Below are 12,207 nucleotides of genomic sequence, written 5' to 3'. Positions count from 1 at the left end.
TGTTTTAATATTGAAATAACATTTCCTGAATTTCTATTCCGCTGATGGTTTTCAGCTCCTCTTCCAAAGCCCGCCATTCGTCGGGCATATCGTGAAGTACCAGCGTAATAATGCCGGCTCTGCTGTTCGATGCATCGTCCAGCTCATGAAAACCCAGCCGGGAACGGATGAGGTGGTGATAATTAGAGAGCACTTGCTGTGTGCGGCCTGCCTCCTTGATACGATCCTGTATCAAAAGACCTAAGATCTTAGTTTGCTTCATTACGATTAATGCTGTATTAATAAAAAAGAATCCATTTTAAATTTAAAAATAAAGATCACGTTCACCATTTTTTATGCGTTCGATGCGCTCGTTGAGCTCCTCCAGCCGGTCAAACCCTGCAAGCTCTTTTTTGTTCTCTTCGATCACTTTCCAGCCTTTGGTCACCACTTCGGGTTTGGCGTAATCTTCGAGGTATTCGGCAAGGGTAAGCATGGCGTTGGGGGTGCAGAACCGTTTGATAAATCCAGGCACTGAGAACTCCATAAAATGCTCGCCGGTGCGCCCTTTGCGGTAACAGGCCGTACAAAACGACGGCAGATAGCCATGATCGAGCAGCTCATCCACAACTTCGCCAAGCGAGCGCGGATCGTTTATCTTGAACTGCTCGCGGTTGAGGTTTTGCTCCTCGTTGAGTGAATCGGAGTAGCTGCCTATTTCAAGCTTGGTGCCGCCGTCGATCTGAGATACACCAAACTGCATCACCTCGGTACGAACGTGCTGCGCTTCACGGGCTGTAAGTATCATCCCGGTGTAGGGCACTGCCAGACGGAGGATGGCGATGATGCGCACAAAGTCGTCATCGTTCACCTCATATTTCGGATTGATATCAAATTCGGAAGCGTCCTTAATGCGCGGAAAAGAGATAGTGTGTGGGCCAACATTGTAAACTGCTTCGAGGTGGTTGGTGTGGCGAACCAATCCCATCACTTCAAAGCGCCAGTCGTAGAGGCCAAACAGAGCGCCGATGCCCACGTCATCCACACCGGCTTCCTGAGCACGGTCGAGTGAGGTGAGGCGGTATTCGAAGTTACTCTTGGGGCCGCTGGGATGGTATGTTTTATACTCTTCCGGGTGATAGGTCTCCTGGAAAACCTGGAAGGTGCCGATGCCGGCTTCTTTCACGGTGCGAAAGCCTTCAATTTCAAGTGGCGCTGCGTTGATATTTACACGACGTATTTCTCCATTACCTTTTTTTACTCCATAAACCAGTCGCACGGTATGCGCAATGTATTCGGGGCTGTATTTCGGATGCTCGCCGTAAACCAGGATCAGCCGCTTCTGTCCGTTGTCTTCGAGGGCTTCAGTTTCTTTTATAATTTCCTCGTCGGTGAGCGTTCGCCTTACGGCAAATTTATTAGAAGCTTTAAAGCCACAATATTTACAATTGTTGATGCAATGATTGCCGATGTACAAAGGGGCGAAAAGCACGATGCGGTTGCCGTACACTTTTTTCTTCAGTTCGCGGGCACCATTTTTTATCTCTTCTATCAGTTCCGGCTCATCAGCCAGGATGAGCGCCGCCGTTTCTGCCAGGGTCAGTCGTTCTTTGTTGAGCGATTTGGCAATAATTTCGCGTACACGCGCTGCATCAGGTTTGGGTTGCTGCAGGTGTCCCCACAGCTCGTCAGCATCGATAAAAGGTTTCATCCGTTCATCGGCAATGGCGCATTTTTCTGGATTGAATTTCATTTTGTTAAAACTTAAATTTGCTTTAACAAAGGAACGAACATTAGAGCAAAACTGGGCGAAACGTGTATTACAAAATTGGACGGTGTAACCGGTTATTCCTGCAAAGTAATTTTTAATCCGTCTTAGGCAGGTTGGATGTATGCAGGCAGTCTTTTGCACAAATCGGCATGTTTGCCAATAAAATGGCATCCTTCATCATTTACAATCCATTTCTCAATTTACAACATATTAATATCAAGAAGCGCCTTGGTGTGGTACGCCACTTTTTCGATGGAGGTGAGCATGTCATATTCCTCGAGGTACACATGAGCAGGCACCCTGAGCGGGCACGAGGTGTAGTTAAGGATGCCCGTCACGCCGGCGTTAACGAGTCTTTCGGCTACTTCTTCGGCATTACCCTCAGGTACGGAAATGATGCCGATGGAGATATTTTGTTGTTTGACAATCTCGTTGATTTGCGACATCGGATAGGTTCTGACTCCGGCAAAGAGATGGCCGTATTTTTCCGGGTCGTTGTCGAAGGCAGCGATGATGCGAAGCTTGCTGCGCTTGCCGTTGAAGTGGCTGATGATGGCTTTGCCCAGGTTACCGATTCCTGCAACGGCCACATTTTTCCCGTCGTGGCTGTCAATGATGTTACCGATACGCTCCACCAAATCACCGATATGATAGCCTTTGCGCATGGTGCCGCTATATCCTATCAGCATGATGTCGCGGCGTACTTGCACCGGTGTGGTGTGCATGAGCGCTGCCAGTTGGTGCGAAAAAAGGTATTTGGTGCCGCTATTTATAACAGCCATCAGGTTGCGCCGATACATGCTCAGCCGTTCGATGGTTTTGTCAGGTATGGGCTTCATGGCTCCAGGATTAGGAAGTTGCGCTGGCAGAGGTGGATAAAGGTTTGTCATCTTTCCTGTCGGGTACGGGCAGCCAAATGCTGAAGGTGCTTCCCTGGCCGGGTTGGCTTTCTACCGTGATATGACCTTTATTGAGTTCCACCACCTTTTTCACGATCGACAATCCCAGGCCGCTGCCGGTGATATTTTTGGTTTGACTGGTTTTTATACGGACGAAATCTTTGAAAAGCCTTTCCTGATCTTCCTGGCTGATGCCTATGCCCGTATCCTTTACACTTATCATGGTTTGATGATCTTCGGATCGTAAAGTGATATCTATGGTGCCGCCCTGGTGGTTGTATTTGATGGCGTTAGAAATAAGGTTGTTGAAGATGATTTCTATCTCGTTGGCATCAAACATCATCACGAGCTTTTCGGGAGCGTCCAGGTTTACAGTTACCTCTTTTTGAATGGCGAAAGGCATTATGGTATCGATGGCGTTGCGGGCAATTTCAACCAGGTCAGTATTTTTGGGTCGTTGGCTTCGCACACCCGATTCTATTTTGGAAAGATCCAGCAGATCTAAGATCAGGCTGCGCATTCCATGAAGTCTTTTTAGCGAGCGGTCTATCAGTTCGTTGTAATCGTTAAGATTGGTCCCCAGCTGGCGTTCTTTTACCATGTTCAGATAGCCTTCCACGGCATTGAGCGGGGCTTTAAGCTCGTGCGACAGCACCGAAAGAAACTGAAACCGTACCTGTTTGTCTTTGGGCGCCATCTTGCGCGCCATGCGTTTCAGGTATATTTTTTTGGTAATTGTTTTGAGCGACGACTTGAGCTCCTGTGGTGTAATTGGTTTTTGAATAAAGTCGACAGCATCGTCGTTGGCAATCTTAACGGCCAACTCCGACGAGGCATATTCAGTGATCATCACCACAGAAATATCTAATTTTTTGTTGCGGATGTCTTCGAGTACCATCACGCCCTTTATGCCCGGAAGTTTGTTTTCGAGCAGCATAATGTCGGGCTGCTTCCGGTCGATTTGTTCGATGGCTTCCTCGCCTGTGCCTGCCTCCGAAATTTCAAATTCGTACACCTGATCCATAAAAGGATAATCCACTTTGAAGTTGCGCAGGATGCGTGTCACCCTCGAACGGATGTCCGGCTCATTGTCGACCACCAGGATTTTTAATGTTGCCATAGCAGCTATATCTTCAATAGCTTCTTAATCTCCTTCTCCAATTGATCGCCGCGGAAGCCTTTGTCGAGAAACAGGTCGGCTTTGATCCATTGATGATCGCTCTCTTCACTCAGATCGAACGACATACCGGTTTCGGCTGTAACGCAGCTAGCTATTATTATGGGTACATCGGGATACTTTTTTTTCATCTTGTAGCTGAGTACAAAGCCACTGTCTTCATTTTCCATCATCAGATCAAGAATAGCCAGGTCGGGCTTAAAGGTTTCTATCAACTGCTCGCCTTCGTGCTGGCTGTCGGCGGTGACAACCTCAAAGCCGAAACCTTCTATTTTCAACTTTAGCTGATATAGATAATCCATGTCGTCATCTACAATAAGAATTGTCTTTTTCATGATCAGTTATTTTTGGAATTCATAGTCAAGTTTATTTCAACGTCTCAGGTGCAGGGCAGTTTGATACGGAAAGTAGTTCAGTTTTTAAAAATCAAATCATTTATTAATAAAATAAAAGGCCTGTTGGCAATGATAAAACGCTATCGCATCACTTCGCGCGGGCGGAAAGATGTCTTGAAATTCTCCCGAAACGATTCATATTCGCGCCCCTGATATTTTTCGAGAAGATCGATAACTGATGGATTTTTGTGAGATACCTTGATCGATTCTTTGTCATCGATATCATAAAGTGTTTTTATGCGCGCATTGATGGCATTGGTGTTTTTGGTCAGTGGTTGTCCGCCACCGTTTATGCAACTGCCCGGGCAGGCCATCACCTCGATAAAATGAAGGTCGTCGCGTCCGGCTTTGATTTGTTTTATCAGATCAAAAACATTGGCCAGCCCGTTTACCGCTGCAAAGCCAATTTTGGTATTTCCTATTTTCGCATGCACTTCTTTGATGGCTTTGTTGCCACGCAAAGCAGTGACTTTGAAATTGACCATTTGTTTGCCTGTAAGCTTGAAATATATCGTCCGGTACACGGCTTCTGCCACGCCGCCACTGGCACCCACAATTTTTCCCGCCGAGCTGCGGATTGCAAAAGGCGAGTCGGGCAGCTCGGGGGCAACCTGCTGTATGTCGAGGCCGTAAAGGCGGATAAGTCGCGCCAGCTCGCGGGTGGTGAGTACAGTATCCACATCGGATATGCCGCGGTGGGTATTTTCGTCGCGTTGTGCTTCAAACTTCTTGGCAGTGCAGGGCATCAGCGACACCGAATGGATGGTCTCGGCCTTGATTTTCTGCTGACGTGCAAAGTGATGTTTGATAAGACTGCCGGTAATCTGCTGCGGTGATTTGGATGTGCAAAGGTGATCCAGCAGGTCGTGGTGGTACTCTTCCATGTATTTTACAAAAGCAGGACAGTCGCTCGAAAACATGGGCAGGAGCGTGTTATCTTCGATGCGTTGCATCAGCTCGTCCACAATTTGCAACACCATCATATCAGCGCCAAAAGCTGTTTTAAAAACTTTACGGAAGCCTATTTTTCGCAGTGTGGCTACCAGCAGGCCATCGAGCTCACGGCCGGGTTTTACATTAAACTCTTCGGCCAGTGACACCGATACCGTTGGTGATACTTGCACTACGGTATATTTTTCCGGGTCTTGCAGTGCGTGCTGCACCTGGCTAATGTTGTCCTTTTCGTGCAGTGCTCCCGTGGGGCACATCATGATGCATTGCCCGCAGTTGATGCAATTGGATACGTTTAGCTGGTTGTTGAATGTAGGACCCACAAGGGTTTTCATCCCTTTGCCAATAAAGTCGAGAGTGGAGATGCCGATGCGTTCTTTGCAGAAGCGCACGCAGCGTCCGCACAAAACGCACTTGGCTGAGTCGCGCACTACGCTGGCGCTCGATGGGTCTTGTTTCAAAAAAGTTTTCACCATGGGCAGGCGGCGCTCGCGGATGCCCAGCTGCTCGGCCAGGTCCTGCAGTTCACAGTTTCCGTTGCGGATGCAGTAAAGGCAGTCGTCGGGATGGCTCGACAGCAGCAGCTCCACAATTGTTTTGCGGGCATGGATTACGCGTGGAGAATGGGTATGGATTTTCATCCATTCTTCTACAGGATATGAGCAGGAGGGAACCAGGTCGTTGCGTCCTTCGATCTCTACCACGCAGATGCGACAGGCTCCTGTGGGCGTAAATGTCTCCATGTTGCACAGCGTTGGTACGGTGATACCGTTGCGCCGAAGCGTCTCCAGTATTGTGTCGCCTTTGCGTGCTTTTATCGTCTTTTGGTTTACTTCTATATTAAATATCATGAGCTTTCTGCCTTATTGTTGTGAAGCCGATGGCGTTGAAATTCCGCAATGAATTGTATTTTTATAAAATATCGATAGCTGTAAATTTACAAACGTCGAAGCAGATACCGCAGCTATTGCATTTTTCCTGAATGATAAAATGCGGCTGGTGTGCTGCTCCTACAATAGCATCTTCGGGGCACTTGCGAAGGCAAACCATGCAGCCGGTGCAGCGCTCGGCACTGATGATGAAGGTGCGCAGATCCTTGCATACATTGGCACGACAGCGACGCTCGTAGATATGCTCTTCAAATTCCTCTCTGAACCACTTTAATGCCGTCAACACCGGGTTGGGTGCCGTCTTGCCCAGTCCGCACAGCGAAGTTTCTTTGATTACCGATGCCAGGCTTTCGAGCTGCATAATGCCCTTGAAACGCGACAACGATTCATGTCTGGCGTCCTCTACGGGGCGGTGAGTGATGGCTTCCAGGATTTTAAACATCCGGTTGGTGCCTTCGCGGCAGGGGATGCATTTGCCGCACGATTCCTTTTGCAGGAAGTTGATAAAGTATTTTACGATATCGACAATGCACTTGGTTTCGTCCATTACTACCATGCCTCCCGATCCCATGATGAGGTTTTCTGTGCCGAAACTTTGATAGTCGATGGTGATGTCGGTTTGGCTCTCAGGAATCAAACTTCCCGAGGGTCCACCAATCTGTACTGCTTTTAGTTTTTTGTCTTCTTTTAATCCGCCGCCGATGTTATAAATGATGTCGTGAACAGTTGTGCCAAAGGGCACTTCCACCACTCCGGTATGGAGGGTGTCGCCGCTAAGTGCAAATAGCTTGGTGCCTGTGCTGGTGGCGGTACCCATTTGCCTGAACCACTCCGGGCCATGCAGCAGGATCAGCGGCACATTGGAGAGCGTTTCGACATTGTTGATGGCGGTAGGTTTATTAAAAAGGCCTTTTTCGCTGGGATAGGGAGGCTTGTTGGTGGGAACGCCGCGCCGGCCTTCCAAACTTTTTATCAACGCAGTCTCTTCCCCACACACAAAAGCGCCGGGTCCTTCGCGCAGATAAACCTGCAGACTAAAGCCGCTCTTGCCGATACTGTTGCCCAGGAAACCAAATTTATAGGCTTGTTCGAGGGCAAGCTTCAGGCGTTTTACAGCTATGGTATACTCGCAGCGTATGTAAATGTATGCCTTGCTGGCGCCAATGGCATAGGCAGCAATGGCAATGCCTTCGAGCAGGCGGTGCGGATTTCCTTCTACCAGTGATCTGTCCATGTACGCGCCTGGATCGCTCTCGTCGGCATTACAAATCAAATATTTCTGGTCGTCAGCACTGTTGCGCACTTTTTTCCATTTTTCGCCTGTGGAATATCCCCCACCGCCACGCCCGCGCAGGCCACTGCTCACAAGGATTTCACAAACTTCTTCGGGCGGGTAGTTAAGGATGGCTTTCATAAAGGCTTTGTAGCCATCGCGTGCCAGGTACTCGTCGAGGCTGGAAGGTGCTATCTCACCACAATCGTAAAGCAGGATGCGTTTTTGATGTTTAAAAAACGGCAGGTCGTTAATGATGGGCAGGTCGTGATAATATTCATGGTTTTCGTTGCGAACCTGTCCCAGCACATGGTTACCGGAGAGCTGGTTGTGGAAGCACTCGTCGAGCAGGCCGGGAACGTCGGCAGGGTGAACTTTCTGAAAGCTCACACGTGCTTTTCCAGGCATCTGAAAGTCCATGAGTGGCTCGGCACTGCACAGACCAAAGCATCCAACCTCCACCACCTCGGCGTCAATCCGGTTGTGGGACAGGTATTCTGTTATCGCTGCGAGGGTTTGTTCGGCTCCGGCGGCAATTCCGCAGGTTCCCATCCCGACATAAATTACTGGCTTGCGCAGGTTGTCGTGCAGCAGTAGCTCACGGCGCATATGTACTTCGTCGCTGTATTCGTTGGTAAAGTTGAGTACCAGATTGTCAATCAAAAAGCGGGTGTTGGCAGTGGCGTCTTCCATTATTTCTCCTCCTGATTTTTGATGGAATTGAGTAGTTCAGCAACCTGTTCGATGGTGACACCGGTGTGGAAATCGTTGTTGATCCTTACTACCGGAGCTTTTCCGCAGGCGCCCATGCACGTTGAAGTGTTGAGGCTAAAAAGCTTGTCGCGGGTAATTTGTCCGGTGGTAATGCCCAGTTGTTTTTCAAATTCCTTAATTAATAATCCGGATTTTTCCATGTGACAGGCCGTTCCGTCACACAGACAGATTGCATATTTGGCACCGGGAGCGAACCGGAACCTTTCGTAAAATGCCGATACAGAATAGACTTTACTGGTAGGAATTTTCAGATAGTCGCTGATCATAATTACCGCTTCCGCCGGAATGTAACCTTCGCTGCGTTGCACCTCCTGGAGGATGGGCAACAGCAAGCTGCGATCAGGGGTTGGGTATTTACGTAAAATGTTTTGGATAGTGCTCATGCAGCCGTTTTTATCGTTTTTGTTGAACCACTGCCAAAAATAATATATTTATGTTATTAAATTCACAACGTGATTTTTTTAACGTTAAAAAAATCTTGCGTCGTTTTTTTATGGATATTTGCTCACGCAATTTTTAATAGATTCATGCTACAGAAAACAGAAATCGTAATTTGTTTGGGAAGTTCCTGCTTTGCACGGGGGAATAAGCATTTGGTTCAACTAGTTAAAAGTTATTTGTCCGAGCGCCAGCTTACCCACAAAGTAAATTTCAAAGGGAAACACTGCTTTGGCAATTGCGAAAGCGGACCGGCAATTGAAATCAACCAGCATCGTTACAATAATATTACATCGGAAACCATCATCGACATACTTGATAAAGCTTTATTCAACAAAACATGAACCTTATCCGGATCGATACAGAAAAATGCACCGACTGTCAGCAATGTGCACGGGTATGCCCGGTGCATGCTATTCGCATTGTTGCGGCCAACGAGCCACCGGTAATCGAGCATGAGAGGTGCATAGGTTGCGGCGCCTGTGTGCGCGCCTGTGCCGATGGCGCTATAACTTATCTCGAATCGATTAGCCAGGTGAGACAGTTGCTGCAATCCAACGAAAAAGTGGCCGCTCTGGTCGATCCAAGTATCTCTGGCGAATTTCCCGACATCACCGACTATCGCAAGTTTGTAGAGATGATTCGGCAGCTTGGCTTCGAGGTAGTAGCTGATGCTTCCTTTGGCGTCGATTTGGTGGCACGCGCCTATAAAAATCTTTTTGAACGGACCCGTGGCAAGTTTTATCTTATGGCCAACTGCCCGGCCATGGTGGCTTTCGTTACGAAATTTTATCCGCATCTTACCGACAACCTTGCGCCTATCGTCGCTCCTATGCAGGCCATGGCGGGCGTAATGCGGCAGAAGTTTGGGGAAGAACTTCGTACGGTTTACATTGGTCCGTGTATCGCCGCAAAGGCGCATGCTGGTGCTGACGGCGAAAATGGTGTGGATGCAGTGATCACTTTTACGGAGTTGCGCGCTTTGTTTCAGGAGCATCACATCCATGAAAGTCAGCTTGAATATTCTGATTTTGATCCGCCGCACGGACGCATGGGTTCGTTGTATCCCATCAGCAGCGGTATACTGGAGGCGGGCGGCATCTGCCAGAATCTGATTGATGGTACTGCATTAACGGCGGAAGGTGATCCGGAAGCATTGCAGGCCGTGGCGTCTTTTGGCAAAAACATCGACCAGATCCGGCATCATTTCAATATTTTTTATAACAATGGTTGTGTAATGGGGCCAGGCATGACCGCGGGTGGCGACAAGCATCTGCGCGACGCTCTGGTAACAGGATATTCGCAGCGACGCTTGGCAGGAACCGATGAAGCTGTCTGGCAGCAGGCTATGGAAGAATTTGCCACGCTCGATCTCAGCCGCATCCACGTGCCCGACGACCAACGGCTGCCCGCTCCACCGCAAAAGCGAATTGATGAGGTGCTGGCGCTGCTCGGGAAAACTGGAAAAGCCACTACAACGGAGGCATGTCACGGATGTGGATTCGAAAATTGCTATGCCTTTGCCAAAGGCGTGGCACAAGGGCTTACCCGTACGGATATGTGCCTGGAATTTAATATAAAAAATAAAAATAATTATATCGCCACCCTGCGCGAAAGCAACACGCGTCAGACAGCAGAACAGGAGAAGCTGAAACACGAAATGCTCGAGCTGAGTGCTACTAGTGAGCTGATCAATGATAAGCTGGAAACTTCGCGCGCCATCCTCAACCAGATTCCTTCGGGGGTGGTGATTGTGGATGAAAAGCTGAAGATAGTCTCTTCGAATCGAAGCTTTGTAGAGCTGCTGGGCGACGAGGCACACGAGATCGACGAAATCATTCCCGGACTGCGTGGTGCCAATCTGAAGACACTGGTGCCGGTGCAGTTTTATAAAGTTTTCCAGAATGTGCTCGACACCGGTGAGGATATTTTGAGCCGTGATGTGAAGATTGAAGAGGCTTTTTTAAACCTGAGTGTTTTCTCGATAAAGCCAGGCAAAGTGGCCGGTGGCATTGTGCGCGATATGTTTTCGCCCGAGGTGCGCAACGAACAGATTATCCAGCGCGTGACCGAGGTGATCGATCAAAACCTGGAGATGGTGCAGCAAATCGGGTTTCTGCTGGGCGAAGGCGCTTCCAAGACCGAAGCCATGCTCAACAGCATCATACAGTTGCACCGGAAGAAAAAGGGGGAAGGAAGAGGTTAAAAATTAATAAGTAGCAGGTAGAAAGGGAGAACCTTTTGCTCTTTGCGCCTCGCGCCATGCGTTTTTGGATTTTTTTTTAAAATTATGTCTAAGAATTTCCATATAGAAGTCAACTGCCAGCAGCGCAACCACCATGGCGAGCGCATCTGCGGCGACGTGTTTGTGCACCGTAAGGTTAAAGAAGAAAACAGACTCATCGCAGTATTGAGCGATGGCATGGGACACGGCGTAAAAGCCAACATGCTGGGAACACTCACGGCTACCATGGCGCTCAACTTTACCGAAGAGCACCAGGACTTCAGCAAGATTGCCGAAATCATCATGAATACGCTGCCCGTTTGTAGCGAGCGCAAAATCAGCTATGCCACTTTTACAATTGTCGATATAGAAATAGGTGGCCGCGTGAGCATTCTTGAGTACGATAATCCGCCGACTTTCATCATCCGCGATGGCAGCTTGTTCGATCCCGGGTGGGAGGAAGTAGTGCTCGAAAGCGAAAAAAACCAGGGCAAAGAATTACACGTTTGTTCTTTTCTTCCCGAAAAGGAAGACCGCATCGTATTTTGCTCCGATGGCATTACGCAGTCGGGGATGGGTAGCGAGAAATTTCCTTTTGGATGGGGACGCGACGACTTTTCGGAGTTTATGCTGGGCGAAGTTATCAAGCAGCCTGTTATTTCGGCTTATGAGCTGGGCGAGCGCGCTGTAAAACGCGCCACTCTCAACGACTCATTTACGCTGAAAGACGACACCAGTTGTGCGGTAATTTATTTCCGGGAGCCGCGTAAGATGCTCATCTGCACCGGCCCTCCTTACGAAAAAGATAAAGACGAGGAATATGCCCGGAGGGTAAGAACCTTCAACGGATTGAAAGTGCTCAGCGGCGCCACCACCGCCGACATCATCTCGCGGGAGTGGGGCAAAGAAATCACCGACTCTTTCGAGTTTGAAGATCCCGACCTGCCACCCACCTCCTCCATGGATGGTGTCGATCTGATCACAGAAGGCATCCTTACGCTGACAAAAGTTGCCAACCAGTTACGCCATTACACCAACCAAACGGTGCCGGGCAATGGCCCCGCCGACAGCATCGTGAAGATGATTCTGGAAAGCGACGAGATTAACTTTATCGTCGGCACGCGCATCAACATCGCACATCAGGACCCCAACCTGCCCGTGGAACTCGAGATACGTCGCACCGTAGTGAAACGCATTGCCGCCCTGCTCGAAGACAAATTCCTCAAGACGGTGACGATAGATTATATTTGAGAGAGGCAAGACACAGGGCGCTAGTCGTGTAATGTATGGCGTAAGCAGGATAAAAACGGATGCATTTTTCATATTCATCACAAAAAATTTTCTTTTTGACGGTTATTACATTCCGTCCGGCTTTTATAAAAAAAAGCCCCGATCCATTCCGCTGGTATGGCAGAACGAATCGGGGCTATCAAAAA

The 12,207-nt window shown here is 48.7% G+C and carries 10 protein-coding genes; 2 read left to right on the top strand and 8 right to left on the bottom strand.

Annotated features, from left to right (window positions below; translation table 11 throughout):
- Nucleotides 1–4 precede the first annotated feature (4 nt).
- The 8 genes from VFC92_13720 to VFC92_13685 all read right to left on the bottom strand — a co-directional run bounded on the left by VFC92_13720 (nt 5) and on the right by VFC92_13685 (nt 8,492).
- Nucleotides 5–262 (bottom strand): hypothetical protein, encoded by a 258-nt coding sequence (locus VFC92_13720; protein HZK09237.1) that lies wholly within the window; start codon nt 260–262, stop codon nt 5–7.
- 42 nt (nt 263–304) lie between these two features.
- The gene (gene hydG / locus VFC92_13715) at nt 305–1,732 is read right to left on the bottom strand and encodes a [FeFe] hydrogenase H-cluster radical SAM maturase HydG (protein HZK09236.1); all 1,428 of its coding nucleotides are present in this window, start codon (nt 1,730–1,732) and stop codon (nt 305–307) included.
- Between the two features lie 218 nt (nt 1,733–1,950).
- Nucleotides 1,951–2,589: a redox-sensing transcriptional repressor Rex gene (locus VFC92_13710; GenBank protein HZK09235.1), complete on the bottom strand. Its 639-nt coding sequence runs from the start codon at nt 2,587–2,589 to the stop codon at nt 1,951–1,953.
- A 10-nt stretch (nt 2,590–2,599) separates the two neighbouring features.
- Nucleotides 2,600–3,769 (bottom strand): ATP-binding protein, encoded by a 1,170-nt coding sequence (locus tag VFC92_13705; GenBank protein HZK09234.1) that lies wholly within the window; start codon nt 3,767–3,769, stop codon nt 2,600–2,602.
- 5 nt (nt 3,770–3,774) lie between these two features.
- Entirely contained in the window at nt 3,775–4,161 is a 387-nt protein-coding gene (locus VFC92_13700; GenBank protein HZK09233.1) for a response regulator, read from the bottom strand.
- A 140-nt stretch (nt 4,162–4,301) separates the two neighbouring features.
- Complete coding sequence (locus tag VFC92_13695) at nt 4,302–6,023, bottom strand: [FeFe] hydrogenase, group A (GenBank protein HZK09232.1); 1,722 nt, start codon at nt 6,021–6,023, stop codon at nt 4,302–4,304.
- A gap of 61 nt (nt 6,024–6,084) precedes the next feature.
- The gene (locus tag VFC92_13690; protein HZK09231.1) at nt 6,085–8,028 is read right to left on the bottom strand and encodes an NADH-ubiquinone oxidoreductase-F iron-sulfur binding region domain-containing protein; all 1,944 of its coding nucleotides are present in this window, start codon (nt 8,026–8,028) and stop codon (nt 6,085–6,087) included.
- The gene (locus VFC92_13685) at nt 8,028–8,492 is read right to left on the bottom strand and encodes an NAD(P)H-dependent oxidoreductase subunit E (protein ID HZK09230.1); all 465 of its coding nucleotides are present in this window, start codon (nt 8,490–8,492) and stop codon (nt 8,028–8,030) included. The genes VFC92_13690 and VFC92_13685 overlap by 1 nt, the downstream gene beginning before the upstream one ends.
- 395 nt (nt 8,493–8,887) lie before the next feature.
- Here VFC92_13685 and VFC92_13680 point away from each other — a divergent pair, with 395 nt between their 5' ends.
- Both VFC92_13680 and VFC92_13675 read left to right on the top strand, forming a co-directional pair.
- On the top strand, nt 8,888–10,753 hold the full coding sequence (locus VFC92_13680) for a [Fe-Fe] hydrogenase large subunit C-terminal domain-containing protein (GenBank protein ID HZK09229.1): 1,866 nt from the start codon (nt 8,888–8,890) through the stop codon (nt 10,751–10,753).
- Between the two features lie 84 nt (nt 10,754–10,837).
- Nucleotides 10,838–12,022 (top strand): SpoIIE family protein phosphatase, encoded by a 1,185-nt coding sequence (locus VFC92_13675; protein ID HZK09228.1) that lies wholly within the window; start codon nt 10,838–10,840, stop codon nt 12,020–12,022.
- Nucleotides 12,023–12,207 lie beyond the last annotated feature (185 nt).

Source organism: Bacteroidales bacterium (genome assembly GCA_035647615.1).
In the GTDB taxonomy this organism is placed as follows: Bacteria; Bacteroidota; Bacteroidia; order Bacteroidales; family 4484-276; genus SABY01.
Note: the sequence above shows the minus strand (reverse complement) of the source record. Positions and strands in the feature narration are given on the sequence as shown.